This window comes from Burkholderiales bacterium, from assembly GCA_036262035.1.
Lineage (GTDB): Bacteria > Pseudomonadota > Gammaproteobacteria > Burkholderiales > SG8-41 > JAQGMV01.
This window is the reverse complement of sequence record DATAJS010000032.1, coordinates 16,016-41,875: the sequence shown is the minus strand read 5'-3', so window position 1 is coordinate 41,875 and position 25,860 is coordinate 16,016. Positions and strand designations below refer to the sequence as shown.

The window sequence follows — 25,860 nt, the reverse complement described above, 5'->3', positions numbered from 1 at the left end:
ACCCGTGGTGATCGGCAGAAATATATTGCATAAAAGAGCAGTTTTATGCAAAATGTCGACCCTTTCCACGCCACTTCTCCGAGGTTCCCATGCCTGCAATGCACAGCTTCTCCGCGGCCGGCCGTTCCTACCGTTACGTAAGCGTCTCCGGCGCACTCGAACCCGCAGTTTTCGAGCGCCTACCGTTCGCCTTGAAGATCTTTGCTGAGAACGTCCTGCGCCGCGGCGGCGCTAAGGGCGACGAGCTGTTGCGCACCATCGTCGAGCGCCAACGTGGCGTGGACCTCCCGTACTTCCCTGCGCGAGTGGTGCTGCAGGACCTTCTGGGAACCCCGGCGCTCGTCGACCTCGCCGGTCTCCGCGATGCCGTGGCCGAGGCCGGTGGCGATCCCGCACAGGTCAATCCGCAAGTGCCGGTGCAGCTGGTGATCGATCATTCGGTGTCAGTGGAGCATGCGGGCAGGGGGGATGCGCTCGAGCGGAACGCGCAGATCGAGCGGGAGCGAAACGCCGAGCGCTTCGAATTCCTGGAATGGGCCCGCGCCGCCTTCAACAACGTGGACATCGTGCCCACCGGCCAAGGCATCCTTCATCAGATCAACCTGGAGCGCTTTTCTCCTGTTGTGATGACGCAGGAGAGAGGCGGCGAGTCATGGGCATATCCGGACACGCTCGTCGGAACCGACAGCCACACCACGATGATCAATGCTCTGGGTGTACTAGGATGGGGTGTCGGCGGGATTGAAGCGGAGGCGGTAATGCTGGGCCGGCCGATCCACCTTCGGTTGCCTGAGATTGTCGGGGTGAAGCTGGTAGGCGCACCGCAGCCGGGAATTCTCGCGACTGACGTCGTGCTGGCGCTGACCGAGAGGCTGCGGGCCGAGGGCGTGGTAGGCGCCATCGTTGAATTCCATGGGCCGGGCGTTGGCGCCCTGTCTTTGGCCGACCGCGCCACCATCGCGAACATGTCGCCGGAATTCGGGTCGACCGCGGCGCTTTTCCCGATCGACGAAAAAACGATCGAATATCTGAAGCTCACCGGCCGCCCCGCGGCTCAGTGCGAGCTCGTCGAAGCGTATGCCAGGGCGCAGGGGCTCTGGGCCGATGCTGTCGAAACCGCTGTCTACGACCGGGCGATCGCCTTCGACCTGTCGACGGTGCGCCGGGCGATCGCCGGCCCTCGCGACCCTCACCAGTTGCTGCCGCTGGCGGAGGAGCAAACTTCTTCGCTGCCGCCGGCAAGCCTCGAAGAAGGCTCGGTCGTCATTGCCGCCATTACGAGTTGCACCAACACGTCGAATCCTCGTGCAATGATTGCCGCGGGTCTGTTGGCCCGCAACGCGCGGCAGCGCGGGCTGCAGCGGTCGCACTGGGTCAAGACGTCTCTCTCGCCTGGTTCGCGCACCGTCCTGAGCTATCTCCAGAGCGCTGACCTTTATCGACCGTTGCAGGAGCTCGGATTCGACGTGGTCGGGTTCGGCTGCATGACGTGCAACGGTATGTCCGGACCGCTTCCGGCGGCTGTAGACGCCGAAGTGCGGCAGCGCAAGCTGGGAGTGACGGCGGTACTGTCAGGCAATCGGAATTTCGACGGACGCATACATCCGTTGGTGCGTGAGGCGTATATAGCCTCGCCGCCTCTCGTCGTCGCGTATGCAATCGCGGGCACAGCGAAATGCAATATCGCCGGCGATGCGCTGGGTGTCGATGCGGAGGGGCGCCCCGTATACCTGCGCGACGTCTGGCCGTCGGACGCCGAGATCGAAGCGGTGTTGCGCGAACACGTGCGACCTGAGCAGTTCGCGCAGGCGTATGAGCGTATCGAGAGCGCAGCGAAAGCTACACGTAGCGTTCCCGCGCGTTTTCCGTGGAATCCCGCGAGCACCTACATCAAGCGACCGCCGTACTGGGAGGCGCAGAGCGACGCATGGAAACTGAAAGATCTCCGCGCGCTGGCGATCCTTGGCGACAACATCACGACCGATCACATCTCACCGTCCGGTGCGATCCTGGCTGACAGCGCCGCGGGCCGTTTCCTGCTCGCGGCCGGCGTAACCGAGCACGACTTCAATTCTTATGGCACGCGCCGGGGTATTCACGAGGTCGGCGTGCGCGCGACATTCGCGAACATTCGTCTGCGCAACGAGATGGTCCCGGAGATGGAAGGCTCTTACACGCGTGTAGAGCCGGATCGCACGATCGTTCCTTTGTTTGACGCGGCGCAGTTGTACGTTGACCGGCAGCAGGCGCTCGTGATCATCGCAGGCCGCAATTACGGCTGTGGCTCGTCTCGCGACTGGGCGGCGAAGGGACCGCGGCTCCTCGGCGTGAGCGCGATCATCGCCGAAAGCTTCGAGCGTATCCACCGCGCAAATCTTGCGGGTATGGGAGTGTTACCGCTGCAGTTCGAACCCGGTACGACGCGTCACACACTGAAGCTCGACGGCAGCGAGACTTTTGATATTGGCGACGTGACATCGGGACTCGGTCCCAGAGGTACGCTGCAGCTGAACATCACGCGTGGAGACGGCAGGACGCTTTCCGTTCCGGTGACGTGCCGCCTCGATACCTACGAGGAGATCGCCTATTTCAAGGCGGGTGGTCTGCTCCCGCTCATGCGTAATCAGCTGCTCAAAGCGGCTTGACAATTCGGAGACTGACATGCTGAAAAAGATTCCTGCCGTTTTCATGCGCGGCGGTACGAGCAAAGCGCTGATGTTCCACAGTCGCGACCTGCCGGCAGACCGCAAGCAATGGGACGATATTTTTACCGCGGCGATGGGCAGCCCGGATCCGAACGGGCGCCAGTTGAATGGCATGGGTGGCGGTATTTCGTCGCTGTCCAAAGTATGTGTGCTCGCTCCTTCGGAGCGCGAGGACGCAGACGTCGATTACACATTTGCGCAGGTACTCATAAAAGACGCACAAGTGGATTACAGCGGTAACTGCGGAAACATGTCGTCGGCGGTGGGGCCCTTCGCCGTGGAAGAGGGCATCGTGAGTGTCTCTGACGGGGAAGCGACGGTACGGATCTACAACACGAACACGAAGAAAGTGATTCATTCGACATTCACGGTAAAGGATGGCCGGGCCATCACCGCGGGCGATCTGCCTATTCCGGGCGTCGGCGGAACCGGCGCGCCGGTTCGGCTCGACTTTCTGAACCCAGGCGGCGCGTCGACCGGCAAATTGCTGCCAACCGGCAATGCCGTGGATGTGCTCGATGTACCCGGGCTCGGCAGCATCAGAGTGTCGATGATCGATGCCGCCAACGCAGTCGTATTCGTCGCGGCCGAGGATCTAGGGCTCACCGGACGCGAGATGCCGGACGCGCTGGACGCGGACGTCGCCTTGCTTGAGAAGCTTGCGGCGATCCGTGTGCAGGCGTCGCTCAAGATGGGCATTGGTCGCAACGTTGAGGAGGCGCGGGCGAAAACCGCGGTTCCCTACGTCGGCTTTGTATCAGGGCCGCAAGACGCACGCACTCTTTCCGGTGACCAAATCCGCGCATCAGACATCGATGTTACTGCGCGGATGATCTCGAACGGGCAGCCACACCGCGCACTACCGCTCACGGCATCGCTGTGTACTGCGGTTGCGGCGCGGATCGAGGGAAGCATTGTCTGGCAGGCGAGCAGGCGCGACACGGCGCAAACGCTGCGAATCGGGATGCCGTCAGGTGTCCTCACGGTTGGCGCAGACGTGCAGTTACGCGACGGCGCGTGGCACGCAACTCGCGGCTCGTTCTTCCGTACTCAACGCCGTCTTTTTGACGGGTATGTCTATGTGCCGTTGCAGCAGGATGCCCCCGCAGGTGTGCGGGAAGCGGCGTAATGTCATCAAAGGGAGTAAGCATGAAATTCTTCGGTTTTTCGACCATCGTGGCGTGCGCAATTGCAAGCAGCGGAGTGACAACGGAGGCATCGGCTCAACAATGGCCCTCTAAGCCCGTGCGCATAATCGCACCCTTCGCGCCCGGCGGCGGCACCGACTTCATCGCGCGCCTCATCGCGACCAAGCTCACCGAATCGTTCAAGGGGCCGCAGTTCATCGTAGAGAACCGTCCAGGCGCCGGCGCCACGATCGGCACCGAGCTCGGCGTGAAATCGCCCCCCGACGGCTACACGCTGACGATGATCGCCGCCAGCTACACCGTGAACCCGAGCCTCTACAAGCTCAACTTCGACCCGGTCAACGATATCCAGCCGATCATCCAGATCGCCAAGGGCCCGTTCCTCGTGTCGGTGCACCCGTCGCTGCCGGTGAAGACTATTAAGGACCTGATCGCGACGGCGAAGGCGAAGCCGGGCGACATCAACTACGCGACCAGCGGCCAGGGCAGCATCGTGCACATGGCGACCGAGCTGTTCGCGATGCAGGCCGGCATCAAGATGAACCACATCCCGTACAAGGGGACGGGCCCCGCGCTCACCGACACCATGGGCGGCCAGACGACGCTCATCTTCGGCTCGATCGCCGCGACGATGCCGATCGTGAAGCAGGGGCGCCTCCGCGCGATCGCAGTGACCACCGCCAAGCGGATCCCGGCACTGCCCAACGTGCCGGCGATCGACGAGACGGTGAAGGGCTACGACGTCTCCAACTGGCACGGCTTCATCGCGCCCAAAGGCACGCCGCGCGCGATCGTCGACCGCGTCAACTCCGAGGTGACGAAGATCATCAGCCAGAAGGACATGATCGAGAAGCTCGAAGCGGACGGCGTTGCGCCGGCGGGCGGCTCGCCGGAGGCTTTCGCGGCGATCATCGCCAAGGAGATCCCGCAGTGGAAGAAGGTGGCTGCGGCGGCGAAAGTGAAGGTCGAGTAACGCCGTCGCGACGGCTCGCAGCAACGAGGACGCAAGCATGGATCTGGCCGCACACCGACTGACGATGACCGTCCTGATGACGCCGGACACCGCGAATTTCGCTGGCAATGTGCATGGTGGAACGATTCTGAAGCTTCTGGATCAGGTTGCGTATGCCTGCGCCAGTCGCTATGCAGGACGATACGTGCTCACAATGTCGGTCGATCAGGTCACGTTTCGGCAGCCCATCTACGTCGGGGAACTGGTTACGTTCCTCGCCAGTATCAACTACACCGGAACGTCGTCGATGGAGGTGGGTATCAAAGTCATTGCCGAGAACATACGAAGCCAGCAAGTGAGGCATGTCAACAGCTGCTTCTTCACTATGGTCGCGGTCGACGACGAACGCAGGCCCGTGCCCGTTCCCGCGCTTTGCCCGCTCTCCTGCGATGACCGTCGGCGGCACAAAGCGGCAGAGCTGCGAAGACGGTGGCGGCGCGAGCTCGAGGCGCAGGCGTCCGAGATAGGGAAGTAGGCGGCGGTCAAAACCAGCGCACGTCCGCGTGACGCACAAATCACCTGATTTTGGTTGAGGGCAGACGCAATTCGCGCTGTGGACGCGTCGGACCGCCACGACCCGAGCCGGGAGTCGAGCGATCCGCGTCGCAAAACCATGCGGACCAAGTTCTCGGACATCCTCAGCGAATGATGCGTATAGCTGCCGCCGTCAGTTACCGTAAGGCGGATTAAATTCGATCCAAGCGCCGGCCCGCCGCTATCGCGGCGGCACGGGCCTCGGCGATCAGCGGATCATCGGCCCAGGACTTGCGGCAGACGAAGGCAATAGGCGGCGCATCGATATTCAAGTCGACCGGAAGGATACGAAGGCGTCCCTCTTTCTGCTCCAACGCTGCTTCAGCTCGCATAACGATCGTGACGACCGGCAGGGCTAAAGCGATAGCAAGATTTGCGTGAAAAGGCCTGCACTCGATTACAGGCTCCGGCGGGCTTAGACCAGCGCGCAAAAATGCGTTCGCCAGAAGGTCGCGTGATCGACCTTCGGTCGTCGACAGTGCCCATTCTTCGTTGGCGAGATCAAGAAGGCTTATGCGGCGTCGCCTTGCCAAGGGATGCCTGGAGTTCACGACTACACACTGCCGCCCGCGATAAACAGGCCAGAACGCAAAGTCCTTCATATTCGAGTCCTCCGTCCCCTGGTCCCCGAGACGGGCAAGGACGCAATCGAACTGACCCGATGCAAGTGCGGTGAGAAGACGCGCACTCGAGTCTTCCGTCAAGGAGAAGCGCGGCGCTCCTCGTGCGGCTCGTAAGCGTTCGATAACGGATGGTATGAGAAAGCGAAGTAGATGCAGATTTGCGCCGATGCGTATCACGCGTGTCGCAATCTTGGGTCCTCGTAGTTCACGCTCGGCGGCTGCGATCTCCCCTAGCACAATGGCCGCTCGCCTAAGCAGTGGTTGTAGCCGGTCGTTGGCAATGACCCCGCGGGCTGTCCGAGTAAAGAGCTCACCACCGAAAGCCGATTCGATCTCCTTCAACGTCTGACTTATCGCGGGCTGGGACATATGCAGTTGCTCCGCGGCTCGGCGCACGCTCCCGGTACTCGCGAGCACGTGCAACAACCGCAGGTGCCGCATGCGAAGGCGATCCACGGCAGGACGCAACTTCTCTGGCGAGTCTTCAGAAAAACCGTTCATTCGATCGGGAATTCCGACTAGTTGGTTATCACTCCGCGTGCGACGATACGCGCCAAGATCATGTATCGCAAGCGCTCGGGGAGCCCATGTTCAATCGTCGCCAATTCCTTCAAGCCGGGGCAGTCGGGCTCGGCGGTATCCTCCTGGGCGGGGTAGCCTGGTCGAAGCCGGATCAGATCATCCGCACCATTCTGCCGTCCGTCACCAGCGATACGATCGCACTGAAGGTGTTGCTCGATGCGCCTCCCAAAGGCGCCCCGGTGCTGACGATCGATGGCCGGTCGGTTCACGGTGAGCGGACGGATCCCGACGGTTTCGCATGGAGTTTCGTGCAGAGGGGCTTGAAGGAGGGTACGCCGCACCGGCTGATGCTGACCGATGAGGCCGGAGCCACACTGCGCGAGCCGTGGACCCTCAGCACGCTTCCGCCCGTTGGCTCGACGCCAGATCACTATCGCATTCTGTTCTTTACCTGCGCCGGTGGCGACGAAGCCGATCAAGACAAGTTCATCGCGATGGCGACACGGCGCGCGCTCCTGGATCGCGCGCTGAGCTTCCAGCCTGATTTAGCAGTCGCGAATGGCGACCACGTCTATTGGGATCAGTGGACCGGTCTCAAATACACGCGCAACGCGGATCGACTCGCGCGGCAGGCTGAGCTGTATCACCGCATCGCATGGCTCGACGAAGATCAAAACTTCGATTCAGTCGCCAATCGGCGATCGCTCAACACCATCGTCGGGCGCCAGATCGCGGCGCTCTACGAGGACCGCTTCGCCTCGGTTCCTCTGATCTTCATCTCGGATGACCACGACTATTTCGAAAACGACAATGCCGGCCCGTGGGGCTACACCTTCCCGCCGCGTCCTTTTATCCTCGGGCTGCAGCGCCGCAGCGCGGCGATGGCTTATCCGGTCGCGCTCGGCCATCCGACTCTGTCGGGACCGCTCGCCAACGAGACAATCGAAACGGTCCGGATCGGTAACCTGCTGGAGATGGCGCTGTTCGACTGCCGACGTGGCTGGTCGACCGGCTCGGACGCGCACGTGCTGTTTCCCGAGGTCGAGCGCTTCCTAATCGAGCGGCTCCAGCAATCGAGTGCCCGGCACTATATACATGTGCCCTCCAATCCATTCGGGTGGTCCAAGGGCGCGCTGGGAGAATGGTACGAGGATCGGCCTCGCGGTGAATCCACCCGCGGCAACGATAAGAAGTATTGGCAGGCGGGCTGGTTCGCTCAGCACCAGCGCCTGGTCAAGGCCTTGACCGACCAGCGAGGGCGGGCTGCGATCAGTATTTCGGGCGACTTGCACGCCACGGCGGCCGCGCGTATCACGCGCAGCGGCGATATCGACCTGAGTGCCAATCCGATTGAGGCCATCCTCTGCGGCACGGTCGGTACTGGCAAGACCGGTTTCGCAGGCTACGCACGTGGCAACATCGGTTGGTACCCGGAGAAGATCACGGCCACGACTCGCAAGAGTATCGAGGAGCGCGACGGTTTCACGCTGTTTGATGTGTATCCGGATCGGATCGACGTGCGCCAGTTCCTCTGGCGCGACCCGGAGCCCTTGGACGCTATCGCTTCGCTCCAGCCAGCGAGTACCTTCACAATCAATCGGCCGACATGATTGCGGAGCGCTGCGAAAATCTTGTTTCATCGCCACGTTGAAGAAGACCGTGCATAACGACAATGCCCCCCACAGTCTCGATGCGGACCGTCTGACGCATCGACGCAACCGCGCGAGGCAGTTGCGGATCGAGCGAGCGGAAGCCCAGGCGCGATCGTTCGTCTCAGAGCATCCTACGAACGGTGACGAGGTGCGTTACGCGGACCGCAACTACTTCGCCTCGTTCAGTCGCGGGTTGCCGCACAACGGGTTGGGCGAGGTCGATCCAGTCGCTTACCGTTCACTGCTTGGCGCCATACATACCGGCACGTTCGAGGCGTTCGAGGCCGTGCCGCTAGGCGGCACCATCAGGTTCGGGAACCCTCTCCAAGGTCATTCATTCCTTCTCGAAGGCCAGGATCCGTGGGGCTTTACCACGCCGGCGGCACCGGCCTTCGCGAGCGCGGAGTTCGCGGCGGAGCTCGCCGAGACTTACTGGATGGCGCTTACACGAGACGTGCCCTTCGCGCAGTACGACAGCGACCCCCTGATAGCCGCTGCTTGTGAGGATCTGTCGCGCATGAGCGGCTACAGGGGGCAGAAGGAGGGAGGGCGTGTTACACCGCGCACGTTCGGCCGCGCCGGCTTACCGAACGAGCTATACGGGCCGCGTCTGTCGCAGCTTTCACTTCTCGATGTGCCTAACGGGTCTTTCGCCCACGTGAAGCAGCTGACCCGTGCAGGGATGGCCAAGCTCGACTTCATGACCGACTACGACGAGTGGCTTAGCATTCAGAGCGGCAATCATTCGCCCAACCGGCGCGTCTTCGAGCCCGAGCGGCGCTACGCCTTGACTGCCCGGGGTTGGTTCGAGGCTTTCCGCAACTACACGACTTTCCAAACCCTCATCAACGCGGCAGGGATTCTGCTAGAGATGGGCCCGGAGGCCCTCGACCAGGCCAACCCGTATAGGACTGCAGGAAAGCAGTTGGGCGGGGTGACGTTTGGGAGAGAGGACATCCGCGGCCTCATTGGGCGTGTATGGAGGTCCGTTGACACGCATTCGGGTTTCCAGAAGTGGCTTGTCCATCGTCGCCCAAAGCCTGAACAGGTAGGCGGACGTGTCCATAATCACGTCCTCGGCCGCGCGCAGTATCCATTCCACCCCGAATTGCTGAATTCACGCGTTCTCTCCGAAGTGTGCGCGCGGCAGCGCACATACCTGGTGTCGCAAGTACTGCCCGACGGCGGGGGCCAGCAGCCGTCCTACACACAGTCGTGCGCGACCTTCCTCGGCGCAGGGGTCACGATCCTCAAGTGGTTCTTCAATGAGGCGTTTGTATTCCCGGAGCCCGTGCAGCCGAGCGACGACGGGCGGAGTCTGACGGCAATATCCGACGAGCTCACAGTCGGAACAGAATTGAACAAGCTGGCCGGCGGAGCATTTGCGGCTAACTTCAACGGCTCGCATTTCCGTTCCGACACAATCGAGGGTCTCAAGCTCGGCGAAGCGTTTGCCCTATCCGTTCTCGCTGACCATGTTCGACTTTACCCGGAGCAATTTGCCGGTTTTTCTCTGACGAGATTTGACGCGACACGGGTCACCGTTTGAACTCTGACACTCGATTCGTTTCTCCAAGAACGTCCGCGAGTCTATGTCACCGGCAGATGGCGCCTTAATCGGCACGACCTGGCCTGCGTCGACTATCGAGTGCAAGCGGGGTATGTCTTGGGGTAACTGATCGAGCGGCTTCACGGATGGTACTGAAGTTTCAAGCTGTTACACCCGCAATTAGGTTGTGACCCCCGCCTCCAGTCAGTTATCAAATCAGATAACGGTACCCAGAGAGTCATTGAACTCGGCAGCGCGTGATTCCCGTAGGGTCCATTTATTCGTGGTGGACTTTGAGGCATGGGCTCGGTTTCGCCGCTGCTGTCATTTCTTTCCTTCATTGTCGCGGGCTGATTGGACCGGCACCAGCTACTGTAATCGTCATCGAGTTTCAGCGCATCTGGCCCGCTACAAACACTACGACTACGGCCAGACGAAGCTCCTGCCGGTGATGCGACGCCACTTGCGTCAACGAGAAGCGCGTACGGATGGGCAGCTGTCCTCGGCCTGTGCTGGCGTCTCGACGAGTTAGACGCTATGCGGAAGCCCGTTTCTCGATGATTACGGCATCGAGCTAGCGGGATTTATATAAACTCGCGGACGGTCGGAGCGACGCTGCGTGACCTGCCGTGGTTAAATTCTCGCCATGCACGCCGTCGTGCGCCGCGACTCGCGCAGCTACGCGTGACGACTAGCTTCGTATCGCCCGTTCGACTCTTTCATGCTCCCATTGCGGGGCGCACATCTCGATGAAGTCGAAGGTATGCTGCCGGACACCGTGCTGTTTTGCGAGGACGATCTTCGTCGAGAACGGCTCGAACAGGTGCTCTACGAGTATGGAGCGTAGGTTCGTGTCGCGCTTCGGGTCGAACGTGACTTCCGACATGATCGTGATGCCCAAGCCTTGTTCGACGCAGGTCTTGATGACGTCGGCATCGATCGCACTGATCGCGATCTTCGGCTCCAGTCCTGCCTTCTCGAAAACCCGCACCATTTCCTGCCGCGCCGAGTAACCCGGCTCGTAGGTGACGATCGGGTATTCGGCGATGTCTTGAAGCGTCGGCCGCGGCACGCGGAGAAGCTTGTGCCCCTTCGGCACGATGATTACGCGGTGGAACTGGCGGAAGGGAAGAATCACGAGATCGCGGTTCGCCGGCGGGTCGCTGGCGGTGACGGCCATGTCGACTTCTCCGGCGAGCAGCATCTTGAGCAGGTGGCCGGGCTCCGCATGACGCAGCCGGATGCGCACCCTGGGATGACGCTCGCTGAAGCGCTTCATGATCTCCGGCATTACGTAGCGCGCCTGCGTGTGCGTGATGCCGATCGCGAGCGAGCTCTTGGAGTCGCGGCTCACCTCCTCGGCGATCGACCTGATGCTCGCGAGGTCTCCGAGGATAGCGTCGGCCAGCGCGATGATCCTGCGCCCGTGCGGCGTCGACCCGGAGAGGCGGTTGCGCGATCGTACGAAAATCTCCAGCCCGAGCTCGTCTTCCAGGAGCTTCAGCTGCTTGCTCACGCCCGACTGGCTGGTGTTGAGCGCTTCGGCCGTGGAGGAGATGTTGAGGCGGCGCTTCGCGATTTCGCTGATGTATCGCAGCTGGCGAAGGTTCATTCCACTATTCCATAACGAGATCGTTCGATTCTATTTTAGTGCTTTTGGGAAGAATATCGCAGTGATAGTCTCGATCTCATTCGAGCTCGCAGAACGCGAATACATCGCGTCGGCAGCGGGCCGCAGTCACGAGGAGACGCCGGGTGTCGCAATACGAGGTGGTGAGTCCGCTCGGTGAAGCGCCGGGGCGCCCGAAAGCGATGCCGGCCCGGATCGCCGACCTCAACGGCATGACCATCGGCGAGCTGTCGAACTATCAGTTCCACCACAAGCTCACGTTCGACGTCATCAGGCAGGCGCTGCTCGAGCGCTATCCCGGTCTCAAGTTCGTCCCGTTCGAAGCCTTCGGCAACATCGACGATCCCAATCGGGAGGCGGACGTCGTCAAGGCGTTGCCCGACAAGCTGAGGTCGCTCGAATGCGATGCCGTCATCACCGGTAACGGCGGCTGAGGGAGCTGCAGCGCCGCGTGTACGCGGGCCAGCATCGTCGCCGAGAACTGCGGCATTCCCAGCGTCACCATCGCCATCCAGGGATTTGCCGGCGCGATTCGCGCCATCGGAAAGAGCGCGGGGCTCGATCTGCCGATCGCACAGTATCCGGGCGTGATCTCCATCCATACGCCGGACGTGATCGCCCGCAACGTGCAGGACGTCTTGGTCGACCAGATCGTCAAGGGACTCACCGAGCGCCGCGCCCAGCTTCCGGTCGTGACGAAGGCCGCGGGACGGTCGAACCGCGAGATCGTCTTTCGCGGCAGCTTCGAGGACGTGAACGAGGCGTTCTATGGCAGGGCCTGGAGCGACGGCCTGCCCATCGTTCCGCCCACGGTCGACAAGATCGAAGCGTTCCTGCGCTTTACCGACCGCGCGCCCGAGGAAGTTCTGGGCGTGCTCCTGCCGAGCCAGGCGTCGGCCACCGTATGGAACGTGGCGGTGAACGGCGTGATGGCCGGGTGCGAGCCGCGCCACATGCCGATCCTCCTCGCGATCGTCGAAGTCATGGCGGCGCCCGAGTTCGGCCTCAAGCACGCCGGTGCGACCCCGGGCTGGGAAGCCATCATCCTGCTGAACGGTCCGGTGATCCGACAACTCGGATTCAATTACCAAGGCGGCGTGCAGCGGCCGGGCAACCGTGCGAACACGAGCATCGGTCGCTTCTTTCGCCTCTATGCGCGCAACGTCGCCGGCTTCCTACCCGGCCTCACCGACATGGCGACGTTCGGCCACATGTTCAGGGCCGTCGTCCCGGAGAACGAGGCCGTGTGCGATGAGATCGGCTGGCAGCCGCTGCACGTCGCACGGGGATTCGCCGCATCCGACAGCGTCGTCACGATCGCTTCAGCGCGCGCGGTCAGCGACCCGCTGCTGACCGCCGGTGAGAACGCCGAGCGGCACCTCGACTACATGGTCGACTGGGTAAAGCGAATGATCGAGCCCTACCAGGCGTCGCGCAACTACACCGAATCGCACGTGCTGCTGATGAGCCCGGTGATCGCCGCGACGATCGCGGCAGGCGGCTATTCGAAAGAGGGCGTCAACGACTATCTCAAGAAGAACGCGCTGGTGCCGGCCAGGTATTTCGAGTGGAGCATGACCCAGGGCCTGTCGCATCCGCAGGGCACCACGTTGTGCGAGCTGGTCGAGCGCGGCGTCCTGCCGCAGGCCTGGTGCACCTCGGACGATCCCGAGCGACTCGTTCCGCTGATGCTGCCGCCGAGCCGGTTCCTCGTCGTGGTCACGGGCGATCCCACTCGCAACAGGAGCTGTCTTTACCGGCAGAACTTCAACCAGGGCTACGCGACCAGCAGGAAGATCCGTTTTCCAAAGGATTGGGACGCGCTGCTGTCGCGGGCGACCACTCATGAGCAATGAGCACATTCGAAGGACTACGATGCTGAACATCCGCCCGACCATCCGAATCGGATTCGCCGCGATTGCCATGGGCCTCTGTGCGAGCGCGGCGGCCCAGCAGCAATCGTATCCCGTCAAGCCGATCAGGCTCGTCGTGCCGTATCCGCCCGGCGGTCCGTCCGATTACATCGCTCGCGCCATGAACGAAATGCTCGGCAAGCGCCTGGGCCAGCCGGTGATCGTCGACAACCGCGGCGGCGCGGCGAGCATCATCGGCGCCGAGATCGCGGCTCGCGCGCCTGCCGACGGATACACGATGCTGGTCGCGACGGTGACGACGCTCGCCGCGAATCCGGCGCTGAAGGCCGGTTTGCCTTACGACCCCGTGCGCGATTTCGCGCCGGTCGCCATGCTGGGGGCGAGCCCGTACGTGCTCGCGGTGCATCCCGGCGTGCCCGCAAAGACCGCCGCGCAACTGGTCGCTTACGCCAAAGCCAATCCGGGCAAGCTCAGCTTCGGCTCGGCCGGCACGGGCTCGAGCGCGCACCTCGCCGGCGAGCTCTTCAAGCACCTGGCCGGCATCGACATCGTTCATGTCCCGTACAAGGGCAGCGGTCCGGCAATCGTGGATCTGATCGGCGGCCAGATCGGCCTCATTTTCAGCAGCGTATCGGGCATACAGCCGCACGTGAACGCAGGCCGCCTGCGCGCGCTGGGCGTCTCCACGATCAAGCGCTCGGCGAGCATGCCCGACGTTCCGACGCTCGACGAAAGCGGCGTCAAAGGCTACCAGACGAGATCGTGGAACTCGCTGGTGGCGCCACGCGGCACGCCGGTGCCGATCATTCAGCGCCTCAACAAGGAGGTGAACGCGGTGTTGAGCACATCGGAGATCGGCGATCGCATCAAAAAACAAGGCGTCGAGACCGATCCCGGCACGCCCGCCGATTTGGCGCGATACATCAACGAGGAGATCGTCCGCTTCAGGAACCTCATCAGCGCGATCCATTTGAAGCGAGAGCAGATATGAAGCGGCGCACACGATCGGTCGCCCTCGGCGCGGCGACGGCGCTGCTTTTCAGCGTGAGCGCCACTGCTGCGTCTCAGGACGGCTATCCGGGCAAGCCGATCCGCATGCTGGTGGGCTTTTCCGCGGGCAGCGCGACCGACGCCACTGCGCGCCTCATCGCGCAGAAGCTCTCGGAAGGACTCGGCCAGCCGGTGATCGTGGACAACCGGGCGGGCGCCGCAGGGGCGATCGCGACCGAGATGGTGGTGAGGGCGCCGGCCGACGGCTATACGCTGCTCATGCTCGGTGCGACCGAAGCGATACTGCCGGCTTTGCGCACGCTGCCGTACGACATACGGCGCGACCTCTCGCCGATATCGATCGTCGCCAACGGGCCGCAGGTGCTGGTGGTCAATCTGACCGTGCCGGCGCGCAACGTGAAGGAGCTCATTGCGCTCGCGAGGCAGCAGCCGGGCCGGCTGCATTACGGCTCAGCCGGCGTATCGAGCTCATCGCATCTCGCAGGGTCGCTCTTCAACCAGCTCGCGAATGTCGCCATCGTGCCGGTGCCTTACAAAGGTGCCACCGAGATGGCGGTGGGCACGGCGGCGAACGAAGTCGACATGAGCTTTCCCAGCGCCGCCGCGGCGCTGCCGATGGTGGCGGGCGGGAAGGTGAGGGCGCTCGCGGTCACCAGCGCCACGCGCGTGTCTGCGATGCCGTCGGTTCCGACGCTTCAGGAATCCGGGCTCAAGGGCTTCGACCGATCGAACTGGTACGGCGTGCTCGCTCCCGCAGGCACGCCGCAGCCGATCGTCAAGCGCATCCACGGGCTCATCGAGCAGGCAGTCAATACCGAAGAGATGAAGGTCGCGCTCAACCGGCGCGGGCTCGAGCCCGAGACGACGACGCCGCAGGCTTTCGCGGCGCGCATACGGCGCGACATCACGCAGAATGCCCGGCTGATCAAGTCGACGGGGGCCAAAGGTGAGTAGAAGGAGACTCGCCGTGCGACACGCGGCAGCAGGCATCCTGCTGGCGAGTGCGGCGTTTTGCGCCGGCACGACATGGGCGCAAGGCTTTCCTTCGAAGACGGTGCGCATCGTGACGTCCGCAACGGGCGGCAATTTCGATATGGTCGCACGCACGCTGGCGACGGGGATGACCGGACCGCTGGGGCAGCCGGTGGTCGTCGATAATCGGGGGGGCGTCGTCGCCATCGAGACCGTGGCCAAGGCGCCGGCCGACGGCTATACGCTGCTTCTGAGCGGAACGACCGTGTGGCTGTCGCCGTTCATGCGCAAGAACGTGTCGTGGGATCCGGTTGCGGACTTCGCGCCCGTGACGCTCGCTGTCAGTGCGCCGAACGTCCTGGTCGTGCATCCCTCGCTGCCGGTGAAGACCGTCGGCGATCTGATCGCGCTGGCGCGCGCGAAACCCGGCGTGCTGAACGTCGGCTCGACCACGCCGGGCGGATCCATTCATCTCGCGGCCGAGCTCTTCGATGTGATGGCGCACGTGGACATCGTGCGCGTGTCGTTTCGCGGCGAGGCGGCCGCGCTCACGACGCTGATGTCGGGCGGGATACACCTCATGTTCGCGAACGTGAGCAGCGGATCGTCGCACATCAAATCCGGCCGCCTGCGCGGCATTGCGGTGACCAGCGCGCAGCCGTCGCCGCTGCTTCCGGCGCTGCCTTCGATCGCGAGCGCGGGCCTGCCGGGTTACGAGTTCGTGTCGATCACCGCGGTGTTCGCGCCGGCCCGGACGCCGGCGGAGGTCATCGGCCGCCTGAACACGGAGATGGTGCGCGTGCTCGGCACGCCCGACGTCAGGGAGCGCCTGTTCAACGCCGGCGTGGAAGCCGTCGGCAGCTCGCCCGAGCAGCTCGGCGCCAAGGTGAAATCCGAGATGGCCCGCATGGGGACGGTGATCCGCAAAGCGGGTATCAGCCTGGATTACTGATCGCGCGTCCGACGCGCCGAACGCATACAACACAGCGAAAAGAGCTACGCCATGACAGCAGCGAACGTCGTTCTCTACGGCGTCGGCGACGTGGGTCCGATACACGAGCCGATGGATAAATACAGCACGCTCGTGCGCGAGACCCTCGCCTCGGGCGACATCCGCTTCGCCCAGTGCGAGCGCCTCTATTCGCGGCGCGGCGCGCTGCAGCTTCATTCCGGCGTGAGCGAACGGCCGCTCGAGCCGCACATGGCGTCGGTGTTCGCCGACTGCGGGTTCAACGTCGTCTCGCTCGCGAGCAATCACGGCATGGACTGGGGCCCCGACGCGCTCCTGGATACCCTGGCGGTGTTTCGCGACATGGGGATACCCACGGTCGGGGCCGGGCGCGACATCGAGGAGGCGCGCACGCCGGTGGTGATGAACTGCAACGGCACGCGTGTCGCGCTCCTCGCGTACTGCTCGATCCTTCCGCACGGCTACGAGGCCGCGCGAGACAAGCCCGGCGTCGCGCCGCTGCGGGTGCACACCTATTACGAAGCGGTAGAGACGCAGCCCGGCATGCCGCCGCGGGTCGTGACGGTGCCCTACGAGGAAGATCTTGAGGCGATGACCTCCGACATCGCCGCGGCCAAAAAGAACGCCGACGTCGTCGTCGTGTCGCTGCACTGGGGGCTGCACTTCATTCCGCGCACGATCGCCGAGTATCAGCCCATCGCGGCACGCGCGGCATTCGGGGCGGGGGCGGATCTCATCCTCGGACATCACGCTCATGTGCCGAAGGCCATCGGCGTGCACGGCGGAAAAGCCTGCTTCTACAGCCTCGGCAATTTCATCATGTCGACCAACATCATGTCGCGCTGGATGAAAAGGGCCAACACCACGTCGGTCGAGAAGGCCGGGGCCGCGTTCTGCAAGCGCTACGGCGTCACGCTCGATCCGGACCATCCGCTGCCGTACGGCACCGACGGCAAGCGCAGCCTGATCGTGAAAGCGCTGCTCGCGCCTGACGGCGTGAAGAAGGTCTCGTTTCTACCGGCGCTCATCGACAAGCAGCTGCGCCCGGAAATCCTCAAGCACGGCGATCCGCGTTTCGACGACGCCATCCGCTTCATGGACTGGGCGTCGGAAGAGTTCGACCACAGATTCGAGATCGTCGGAGATGAAGTGGTCGTATCAGGCGCGGGCGGCGATGCATGACGCCGGCTGGCAGTAAAGAGAGAGAGCGGGTATGGAAACGACGGGTATCGTAGAAGGCAAAGTGGTCGTGGTGACCGGCGCCGGCGGGGGCATCGGCCGCGAGATCGCGCTGCTCATGGCGGCGCACGGCGCGAAGGTCGTGGTCAACGACCTCGGCACGAGCGTAAACGGCCACGGACAGAACGAGAGCGTGGCGCAGGGCGTCGTCGACGAGATCGAAGCCGCCGGGGGTAAAGCGGTCGCCAGCACCGACAGCGTGGCGGACTGGGACGGCGCACACCGGATCGTGCAGACCGCGATCGATGCATTCGGAAGGCTCGATTGCGTCGTCAACAACGCGGCGATCCTGCGCGATTCGATTTTCCACAAGATGTCGCGCGAAGACTGGGACCTCTCGCTCAAGGTCATTCTCTCGGGCAGCTTTTACGTGAGCCGCGCGGCGGCGGAGCACTTCCGCGAGCAGCAGAGCGGCAGCTTCGTGCATATCTCGTCGAATTCCGGTCTCGTCGGCGCGTTGGGGCAGGCGAACTATGCGTCGGGAAAAATGGGCCTGGTAGGGCTGTCGAAAAGCATCGCGGTGGACATGCAGCGCTACGGCGTGCGGTCGAACGTGGTGTCGCCGACCGCGCACACCCGCATGGCGGACACCATTCCTGCCGCCACCGAAAAGCACAAGGAACGTCTTCGCCAGCGCGCGAGCATCCCGCCTGCGAAGAATGCGCCGCTCGTGGTGTTCCTCGCGAGCGACGAGGCAGAGGAGGTAACCGGCCAGGTGTTCTACGTGCGCAAGAACGAGATCGTGCTGTTCAGCCAGATGCGTCCGCTCCAGCGGGTGCACTGCAGCGAAGGCTGGACCCCCGGGTCGATCGGCGACAACATGCTGCCCGCTTTCCGCAAGTCGTTCTATCCGCTCGACCTCAGCCGCGATGTGTTCACGGGTTACCTGCCATGAGGGCGCGCGCAGCCATGGCGCTGCTGCCGCTCGTGCTGTGCATCGCGCCGTCCGCGTCCGCGCAGGATTACCCCCGGCGCCCGGTGAGGCTCGTGGTGACGTCCGCGGCGGGCTCGGGGATCGATATCGCCGCGCGTCTCCTCGGCCAGCATCTCGCCGAGACGTGGGGGCAGGCGGTCGTGGTGGACAACCGCGTCGGCGCCTCAGGGCAAATCGGCGGCGCGATGGTGGCGCGGGCCAATCCGGACGGATACACGCTGCTCGTCGTCTCGCCGGTATTCGTCATCGGCGAGGCGCTCTATCCGAAGCTGCCGTATAGCTTCCGGACCGATTTCGCGCCCGTCGCACGCATCGGCAAGACGCCGTACCTGATGGCGGTGAGCCCGTCGGTGCCGGCGAAATCGACCGCGGACTTCGTCTCCTACGCCAAGTCGCGGCCCGGGCAGATCCACTACGCGTCGAACGGTACCGGGACGATCATGCATCTCGCCGGCGAGATCTTCAAGACAGCCGCCGGCGTCGATCTCGCGCACGTGGCGTACAAGGCATCCACGCAGGCGATGACCGACGTCATCGCCGGCCGCATCGAAATGATGTTCAACAGCGTTACGCTGCTCGCGCCCGGTGTGCGAGCGGGCAAGCTGCACGCGCTCGCGATCGCGAGCGCGAAACGCTCCGCGCTGTTGCCCGAAGTGCGCACGTTCGCCGAATCGGGCTATTCGACGATCCGGGTCGAAAGCTGGTACGGCCTTGTCGCGCCCGCGAAAACGCCGCAAGCGGTACTGGCGACATTGCAGCGCGACGTCCTGGCCGCCGCCGGATCGCAAGCGGTCCGCGATCGCCTGATCGCAATGGGCACCGAGCCGCTCAGCGAGAGCGCGGAACAGTTCGCCGCGGTGATCAGCGATGAGATCGACCGCTATGCGCGGGTGATCAAGTCCGCGGGCGTCACGGTCGATTAACGCAGAGGATTCCGACCATGTTTCTGATCTCACCAGTGGCGCCCGAGCCGTCCGCGGGTCCCGCCACCGCCGCGCAGGCGCAGCCCCTGCCGGCGGCGAAAGCGCTGAGGCTCGGCATACTCGACAACGGCAAAGGCAACGCCGACCACCTGCTGCGATTCGTCGCCGACCGCCTGCAGCAGTTGTTTCCGGTCGAGTCTCTCGTATGGCTGCGCAAGACCAGCATGAGCCACCCGGCGCAGCAGGAGATCTACGACCGGCTCGTCAGTGAAACCGACTTCGTCGTCAGTGCCATCGCCGATTGAGGCTCGTGCACGTCGTGGAGTGTCCACGACATGCACGCGCTGCAGCAGCGCGGACTGGCGATCGCCCAGATATGCACCGAACCGTTCAAGGCGCTCGGCAAGACCCAGGCGCGCGTTTACGGCATGCCCGAGCTGGCGTTCGTCTTCATTGCGCATCCGCTGGGCGGGCTCACGCTCGAAGCGGTCGAAGGGCGCGCCGAGGCCGCCATTGAAAACATCGCTGCGCTGATCCGGGAACGCCTGAATTGATCGACCTTGAGACCCTGCGCGCGACGCCCGACGCCGGCTTCGATGTGCCCGACGACTACGACGCGGCGAACGATTTCTGCCTCGCCCGCGGCTGGACCGATGGCCTGCCGGTCGTGCCGCCGACCGCCGAGCGGGTCGCGCGGATGCTCACGTACTGCCATCGCCGCCCGGACTCGACGATCGCCGCGATCCCGCCGCGATATGGCGCGGCGACGGTGCTGCGCGTCGCAGCGAACGCGGTCATGGCAGGCTGCCGCCCGGAGTATTTCCCGCTCGTGATCCTCGCGATCGAAGCGTTGTGCGAGGAGCCGTTCAACCTCTACGCGGTGCAGGCGACGACGCATTCGTGCGCGCCGCTGATCATCGTCAACGGCCCGGTGGCGAAAGAGCTCGGCATGAACGCGGGGCACGGGGCGCTCGGTTCCGGGACGCACAGCAACGCGACGATCGGCCGCGCGGTGAGGCTGTCCCTGGTGAACATCGGCGGCGCGATCCCGGGTGTCGGCGACATGGGCACTTACGGCTCGCCGGCGAAGTTCAGCTATTGCGCGCCGGAGAACGAGACGGCCAGTCCGTGGGAGCCGCTGCACGTCGAGCGCGGCCTGCCTCGCGACGTCTCGGCCGTCACCGTCGTGTCGGCCGAAGGCCCGCACAACATCAACGATCACGAAAGCACGAGCGCCGCCGGCATACTGAAGACGATGGCGGGCACCATCGCCACGATCGGCGGCCAGAACGTGTATCACCCGTCTTCGGAGATCGTGGTCCTGATCTGCCCCGAGCACGCGGCGACGATCGCCGGGGAAGGTTATTCGAAGAACGACGTCAAGGCGTATCTCTTCGCGAACGCGCGGCGCGCGCTGGGGGAATTCTCGGAGGAGAACGTGCGGCGGCGCTTCAAGGTGAAGTTCGGCGACCGCTACCTGCATTCAGGACCGAACGAGCGCGTGCCCATGGTACAGAGCCCCGACAAGTACATCCCGATCGTACTCGGCGGCGCCGGGAAGCACTCCGCGTACATCCCCAGTTTCGGCAATACGCTTTCGGTGACGCGCATGCTGCGCCTCGCCGACGGCACGCCAGCGAGGTCGATCCATGATTTTCGGCAGTCCTGATTTGCAACGGTGCCTGTCTCGCGTCGTCCCGGCGGGCGCGCTCGCCGCGCTGCTGATGAGCACCGGCGCGGTGGGCCAGAGCCTCTTCGGCAAGCCGATACGGCTCGTGGTGGGCTTCGCAGCGGGCAGCGGCGCGGACATCACCGCGCGCATCGTGTCGCAGCCGATGTCCGAAGCGCTCGGTCAGAGCGTGATCGTCGACAATCGCCCGGGCGGCTCGGGATCGGTAGCGACCGAGCTGGTCGCGAAGTCGCCCAAGGACGGCAACACGCTGCTGCTGATGACGGCGTCGGATACCATACTGCCCGCACTGAAGCCCGATCTGGGCTACGACATCGAGCGCGATCTGGCGCCGATCTCGATGCTCGCCAACGGCATGTACGTCCTGGTGGTCCATCCGTCGCTGCCGGTGCGCGACGTGAAGCAGCTGATCGCGTTCTCCCGGTCGCGGCCGGGCAAGCTGAGCTACGGCACGTCGGGCGTGGGAAGCTCCTCGCACCTCGCGGGCGAGCTTTTCAACGCCATGGCGAAAGTGAAGATCGTGGCGGTGCCGTATCGCAGCGCCACGCTGGGCGCCGCTGCCACCGCGTCCGGGGAGATCGAGATGAACTATCCCAGCGTGCCCGGCGCCCTGCCGCTCATCCATGCGAACAAGGTGCGGCCGCTCGCGGTCACGGGTGTGAAGCGCACGCCGCTGTTGCCGTCGGTTCCGACGCTCGACGAATCCGGCTTGCACGGATACGAGCGCACGACGTGGCACGGTTTGGCCGCGCCCGCCGGAACGCCGCCGGAGATCGTCGCGCGCTACAACGCGATCGCCGTCAAAATCGTGAACATGCCCGAAACGAAGCAGCTTTTCGTAAAGCAGGGCATCGAGCCGCAAAGCGGGCCCGCAGACGAGTTTGCGGCGCGCATACACCGCGAGCTCGAGGACAACCGCGCGCTCGTGAAGCGCGCGGGCGCCAAGGCCGATTGACCCGGGCGCCGCAGATCGAACCACCGCATTACTCACTGGAGAAAATGCCATCATGACCAACGATCGCCTCGTTCTGCTTGCAGTCGGAGACGTCGGACCCATACACGAGCCGATGGCGAGCTACAGCGCGCTCGCGCGCGACACGCTGCGCGGCGCGGACCTGCGCTTCGCGCAGGTCGAGCGCGTGTATTCGAACCTCGGCGCGCTCCAGCTCCACTCGGGCGGCGCGCACAGCCGGGTCAGGCCCGAGCTCGCGTCGGTATTCGAGGATTGCGGCTTCGATGTCGTGTCGGTCGCCAGCAACCACGCGATGGACTGGGGCCCCGAAGCGATGCTCGATTCGATCGATCTGCTGCGCGGCAAAGGCATCGCGACGGTCGGTGCGGGCCGCAACCTCGAGGAGGCGAGAAAGCCCGCCTTCATCGAGCGCAACGGCATCCGCATCGCCTTCCTCGCCTACTGCACCGTGCTGCGCGAAGGCTACACCGCGGAGAAGAGCAAGCCCGGCGTCGCGCCGCTGCGCGCGCACACCTACTACGAATCGTTCGACTACCAGGCGGGCGTGCCGCCGCGCACCGTTACCGTTCCTTACGAAGAGGACCTGCGCAATCTGCTCGATGACGTGGCCGAAGCGCGCAAGTCGGCGCAGGCCGTCGTCGTCTCGCTGCACTGGGGCATTCACTTCATCCCCAAAATGATCGCGGACTACCAGAAGATCGTCTCGAAAGCGGTGTTCGGCGCGGGCGCGGACCTCATCCTCGGCCATCACGCCCACGTCCCGAAGGCGATCGAGAGCCGCGGCGGCAAGGTGTGCTTCTACAGCCTCAGCAACTTCATGATGTCGGCGAACGAAAAGAACGCCCACCAGGCGCAGGTCTTCAAGGAACGCTACACGGCCGAGCTCGATCCGGACTATCCGCGTCTTCCCTACGGCAGGGATGCCAAGCGCAGCCTGATCGCAAAAGCGGTGTTCGGGAAGAACGGCGTCGAGGAAACCTCGTTTCTTCCTGTGCTGATCGACAAGCAGCTGCGTCCCGAAGTGCTGAAGCAGGGCGATCCGCGCTTCCGTGACGCCGTCGATTACATGGATTGGGCCTCGGAAGGTTTCCCGCACACGTTCGCGGTCGAAGGCGATGCCGTGGTGGTGCGGGACGCGGCTTCGTGACGCGCCGGTTCGCAGTCGTCGCAGCCGGTGCATGTCTGAGCCTGGCGCTCGGCATCTGCCACGGCGCACCGGGCGATTACCCCGACAAGCGAATCCGGGCGATCGTCACGACGCCGCCGGGTGGCGGGGTCGACATGGTCGCGCGATTGATTTCGCGGGAGCTGTCGACCTCCCTGGGCCAACCGGTCGTCGTGGACAACCGCGGAGGCGCAAACGGCGTCATCGGCGTGGAGCTGGCGGCGCAGGCGCCTGCCGACGGCTACACGCTGCTTTTCATCGGCAACAACTTCTGGGCCATACCGATGCTGAAGTCGGGCGTGCCGTACGATCCGGTTGCCGACTTCACGCCGGTCTCGCTCGCGGTCAGGGCGCCCAATATCCTGGTCGTGACGCCCTCACTGCCGGTCAAGTCGGTGCAGGAGCTCATCGCGCTGGCGAAGTCCCAGCCGGGCAAGGTCAACTACGCCGCCGGCAGTGCAGGCTCGACGATCCATCTCGCGGCGGAGCTGTTCAAGTCGATGGCCGGCGTGGACATCGTCTACGTGCCTTACAAAGGTGCGGGTCCGGCGATCGTCGACCTTATCGCGGGCAACGTGCAGATGATGTTCGGCCTCTCGGTGCTCAAGCACGTGCGCGCAGGGCGGCTCAGGGCGCTCGCGATCGCGACCGCGAAGCCGTCCGAGCTCGCGCCCGATCTGCCGACGGTCGCGTCAGCCGGGCTGCCGGGGTTCGAATCGGCTGCGATCTACAGCGTGATGGCCAAGGCCGGCACGCCGCCGGAGATCGTCGCGCGCCTCAATCGCGAGATCGTCGCGGGTCTCAACAAGCCCGAAGTCAGGGCGGCGCTCTTCGCCGATGCGACCGAGGTCGTCGCGAGCAGCCCGCAGGTCCTGGCGCAAACCGTAGCCTCCGAAATGACCAAGTGGGGCGCCATCATCAAATCGCGGGGCATCCGTGCGCAGTAGACGCGCCAGCGCAATCCTCATCGAATCGTCCCGGAGACCGATCATGAACGCAAAGAATCCCACGCAGCCGGCCGAGCCGCATTACGCCGTGCTTTCGCCCTTGAGCAGAAAGAACGCGGGCACCACCGCCGGTGCGCCGCGGCTCGCCGATTTGAACGACAAGACCGTCTGCGAGATCTGGGACGGCATCTTTCGCGGCGAGACGATCTATCCACTGGTACGAGAGCACATCAAGGCGAAGTTTCCGCGCGTGCGTTTCGTCGATCCGAGCGCGTTCGGCAACTTCTACGGCGCCCGCGATCGCGAGATCCTCTCGGCTCTGCCGGAGAAGCTGAAGGCGCACGGGGTCGACGCCGCGATCGTCGGCATCGGGGCCTGAGGCAGCTGCACGCCCGCCGTGTTGCGGGTATCGGCTCTGGTGGAAAAACTCGGCATACCGACGGCCTCGATCATCGGTTCGGGCTTCGTGAAACAGGCGCAGACCGTCGCGAAGGGCCTCGGCGTGCCTTTGCCCATGGGCGTTTATCCGGGCCCTCCGATGGTCGACAGCGAAGACGAGATCAGGCGCAAAGTCGAGGAAAGCCTCGTCCCCGGCCTGCTGAGCGGTCTCACCGGCGCCGTGCGGAGCACCGACGAGCCCGAAGCCGTGGAGCCGGGGCCGTGGGAGGTCGTGCTGCGCGGCGGCTTCGACGAAGTCCAGGATTATTTTTATCGGCACTTGTGGACCGACGGGCTGCCGATCGTGCCGCCGACGCGCGAGCGTGTCGAAGCGTTCCTCGCATTCACCGACCGCGGTGCCGACGACGTGATACGCGTGCTGCCTCAGGAGGGCCGTGAGGCGAGCATCTACAGCATCGCGGTGCACGGGGTCATGTCGGGGTGCCGTCCCGAATACATGCCGGTGCTCATTGCATTGATCGAAGCGATATCGGATCCGCACTTCAGGATCGAGGATGCCGGCTCGACGCCGGGCTGGGAGCCGCTGATCATCGTGAGCGGCCCGATCGTCAGGCAGCTCGATTTCAACAGCGGACAGGGCGTGATGCGCGTCGGGCGCCAGGCCAATACCAGCCTCGGGCGCTTCCTGCGCCTTTACATGCGCAACATCTGCGGCTACCGCATTCCGCCCGGCGCGGGCGACAAAGGCAGCATCGCGCAGAGCTTTTTCGTCGCGCTCGCGGAAGACGAGGAGAGCGCGCGCGCGATCGGCTGGAGCTCGTTCGGCGAGGACAGCGGCTTCGCGCCGGACGACAGCGTGGTCACCGTCACCAGCGTGAACTGCGTGAGCCCGCCGGTGTACAGCTCCGGCGACAACGCGGTGAATCACGTGCAGCAGTTCGTCGACGTGCTCGGCCGTACCTTTGCGTACTGGGCGCAGTCGGGCGTCAAGCGCGGCTACTGGTTTCCCCTGATCGTGATCGGCCCGGGTGTCGCCAGAGTGATCGCGCGCGAATGGTCGAAGGACGAGGTGCGCCGCTTCATCTGGAAAGGCGCGACGATTCCCGCGTCTCTGATGAAGCACTTCGCCTACCAGACCGGCGCCTGGACCATGGATCTCGCACAGCTGGTGCGCGAAGGCACGCTCCCGGCGTATTACGCGGCGTCGGACGATCCGGAGCGGCCGGTGCCGCTCATCGTGCGCCCGGAGGACATCGGCATCGTCGTGGCGGGGGACGCCGACCGCAATCAGTCGCGCGGTTACATGTCGAACAACACGCAAGGCAGCCGCACCAGCAGGAAAGTGGTGCTGCCCGAAAACTGGCTCGAGCGTCTACGCGGATGAGCAA

At 64.2% G+C, this 25,860-nt stretch carries 24 protein-coding genes; 22 read left to right on the top strand and 2 right to left on the bottom strand.

The genetic code is table 11. The features are described 5' to 3' along the window. Positions 1-89 precede the first annotated feature (89 nt). From VHP37_32195 to VHP37_32180, 4 genes are all read left to right on the top strand, one after another. Positions 90-2,645 carry an aconitate hydratase gene (locus VHP37_32195; protein ID HEX2831040.1) on the top strand — a complete coding sequence of 852 codons (2,556 nt, stop codon included), beginning with the start codon at positions 90-92 and terminating at the stop codon, positions 2,643-2,645. A 16-nt stretch (positions 2,646-2,661) separates the two neighbouring features. Then, the gene (locus tag VHP37_32190) at positions 2,662-3,834 is read left to right on the top strand and encodes a PrpF domain-containing protein (GenBank protein ID HEX2831039.1); all 1,173 of its coding nucleotides are present in this window, start codon (positions 2,662-2,664) and stop codon (positions 3,832-3,834) included. Between the two features lie 116 nt (positions 3,835-3,950). Next, on the top strand, positions 3,951-4,826 hold the full coding sequence (locus VHP37_32185; GenBank protein ID HEX2831038.1) for a tripartite tricarboxylate transporter substrate binding protein: 876 nt from the start codon (positions 3,951-3,953) through the stop codon (positions 4,824-4,826). Positions 4,827-4,863: 37 nt separating this feature from the next. Next, positions 4,864-5,340 carry an acyl-CoA thioesterase gene (locus VHP37_32180; protein ID HEX2831037.1) on the top strand — a complete coding sequence of 159 codons (477 nt, stop codon included), beginning with the start codon at positions 4,864-4,866 and terminating at the stop codon, positions 5,338-5,340. A gap of 211 nt (positions 5,341-5,551) precedes the next feature. Here VHP37_32180 and VHP37_32175 read toward each other — a convergent pair whose 3' ends face one another. After that, the gene (locus VHP37_32175; protein HEX2831036.1) at positions 5,552-6,391 is read right to left on the bottom strand and encodes a LysR substrate-binding domain-containing protein; all 840 of its coding nucleotides are present in this window, start codon (positions 6,389-6,391) and stop codon (positions 5,552-5,554) included. Positions 6,392-6,609: 218 nt separating this feature from the next. Between VHP37_32175 and VHP37_32170 the strand changes: the two genes are divergently transcribed. Together VHP37_32170 and VHP37_32165 are read left to right on the top strand one after the other, a co-directional pair. Further along, positions 6,610-8,154: a hypothetical protein gene (locus VHP37_32170; GenBank protein HEX2831035.1), complete on the top strand. Its 1,545-nt coding sequence runs from the start codon at positions 6,610-6,612 to the stop codon at positions 8,152-8,154. A 37-nt stretch (positions 8,155-8,191) separates the two neighbouring features. Continuing rightward, positions 8,192-9,745, top strand: a complete 1,554-nt coding sequence (locus tag VHP37_32165) for a hypothetical protein (protein ID HEX2831034.1) — start codon at positions 8,192-8,194, stop codon at positions 9,743-9,745. A gap of 691 nt (positions 9,746-10,436) precedes the next feature. Here VHP37_32165 and VHP37_32160 read toward each other — a convergent pair. Then, positions 10,437-11,357 carry a LysR substrate-binding domain-containing protein gene (locus VHP37_32160; GenBank protein ID HEX2831033.1) on the bottom strand — a complete coding sequence of 307 codons (921 nt, stop codon included), beginning with the start codon at positions 11,355-11,357 and terminating at the stop codon, positions 10,437-10,439. A 143-nt stretch (positions 11,358-11,500) separates the two neighbouring features. Between VHP37_32160 and VHP37_32155 the strand changes: the two genes are divergently transcribed. From VHP37_32155 to VHP37_32080, 16 genes are all read left to right on the top strand, one after another. Then, the gene (locus VHP37_32155; GenBank protein HEX2831032.1) at positions 11,501-11,809 is read left to right on the top strand and encodes a hypothetical protein; all 309 of its coding nucleotides are present in this window, start codon (positions 11,501-11,503) and stop codon (positions 11,807-11,809) included. Between the two features lie 153 nt (positions 11,810-11,962). After that, positions 11,963-13,231, top strand: coding sequence for a hypothetical protein (locus tag VHP37_32150; GenBank protein ID HEX2831031.1), 1,269 nt, complete (start codon positions 11,963-11,965; stop codon positions 13,229-13,231). 19 nt (positions 13,232-13,250) lie between these two features. Continuing rightward, positions 13,251-14,240 (top strand): tripartite tricarboxylate transporter substrate binding protein, encoded by a 990-nt coding sequence (locus tag VHP37_32145; GenBank protein ID HEX2831030.1) that lies wholly within the window; start codon positions 13,251-13,253, stop codon positions 14,238-14,240. Then, positions 14,237-15,214 carry a tripartite tricarboxylate transporter substrate binding protein gene (locus VHP37_32140; GenBank protein ID HEX2831029.1) on the top strand — a complete coding sequence of 326 codons (978 nt, stop codon included), beginning with the start codon at positions 14,237-14,239 and terminating at the stop codon, positions 15,212-15,214. The genes VHP37_32145 and VHP37_32140 overlap by 4 nt, the downstream gene beginning before the upstream one ends. Before the next feature lie 13 nt (positions 15,215-15,227). After that, positions 15,228-16,184, top strand: a complete 957-nt coding sequence (locus tag VHP37_32135; protein ID HEX2831028.1) for a tripartite tricarboxylate transporter substrate-binding protein — start codon at positions 15,228-15,230, stop codon at positions 16,182-16,184. A gap of 51 nt (positions 16,185-16,235) precedes the next feature. Beyond that, a complete protein-coding gene (locus tag VHP37_32130; protein ID HEX2831027.1) occupies positions 16,236-17,384 on the top strand; it encodes a CapA family protein in 1,149 nt (382 codons plus the stop codon). Positions 17,385-17,415: 31 nt separating this feature from the next. Further along, entirely contained in the window at positions 17,416-18,336 is a 921-nt protein-coding gene (locus VHP37_32125) for an SDR family oxidoreductase (GenBank protein HEX2831026.1), read from the top strand. After that, entirely contained in the window at positions 18,333-19,298 is a 966-nt protein-coding gene (locus tag VHP37_32120; protein HEX2831025.1) for a tripartite tricarboxylate transporter substrate binding protein, read from the top strand. Before VHP37_32125 ends, VHP37_32120 begins: the two co-directional genes overlap by 4 nt. A gap of 17 nt (positions 19,299-19,315) precedes the next feature. After that, a complete protein-coding gene (locus VHP37_32115; protein HEX2831024.1) occupies positions 19,316-19,603 on the top strand; it encodes a hypothetical protein in 288 nt (95 codons plus the stop codon). 30 nt (positions 19,604-19,633) lie between these two features. Then, positions 19,634-19,852 (top strand): hypothetical protein, encoded by a 219-nt coding sequence (locus tag VHP37_32110; GenBank protein HEX2831023.1) that lies wholly within the window; start codon positions 19,634-19,636, stop codon positions 19,850-19,852. Then, positions 19,849-20,967 carry a hypothetical protein gene (locus tag VHP37_32105; GenBank protein ID HEX2831022.1) on the top strand — a complete coding sequence of 373 codons (1,119 nt, stop codon included), beginning with the start codon at positions 19,849-19,851 and terminating at the stop codon, positions 20,965-20,967. Before VHP37_32110 ends, VHP37_32105 begins: the two co-directional genes overlap by 4 nt. 1 nt (position 20,968) lies before the next feature. Next, on the top strand, positions 20,969-21,943 hold the full coding sequence (locus VHP37_32100) for a tripartite tricarboxylate transporter substrate binding protein (protein ID HEX2831021.1): 975 nt from the start codon (positions 20,969-20,971) through the stop codon (positions 21,941-21,943). A gap of 52 nt (positions 21,944-21,995) precedes the next feature. Next, entirely contained in the window at positions 21,996-23,108 is a 1,113-nt protein-coding gene (locus VHP37_32095; protein ID HEX2831020.1) for a CapA family protein, read from the top strand. Continuing rightward, complete coding sequence (locus tag VHP37_32090; protein HEX2831019.1) at positions 23,105-24,073, top strand: tripartite tricarboxylate transporter substrate binding protein; 969 nt, start codon at positions 23,105-23,107, stop codon at positions 24,071-24,073. The genes VHP37_32095 and VHP37_32090 overlap by 4 nt, the downstream gene beginning before the upstream one ends. A 43-nt stretch (positions 24,074-24,116) precedes the next feature. Then, positions 24,117-24,452, top strand: a complete 336-nt coding sequence (locus tag VHP37_32085; GenBank protein HEX2831018.1) for a hypothetical protein — start codon at positions 24,117-24,119, stop codon at positions 24,450-24,452. Positions 24,453-24,491: 39 nt separating this feature from the next. After that, the gene (locus tag VHP37_32080) at positions 24,492-25,856 is read left to right on the top strand and encodes a hypothetical protein (GenBank protein HEX2831017.1); all 1,365 of its coding nucleotides are present in this window, start codon (positions 24,492-24,494) and stop codon (positions 25,854-25,856) included. Positions 25,857-25,860 lie beyond the last annotated feature (4 nt).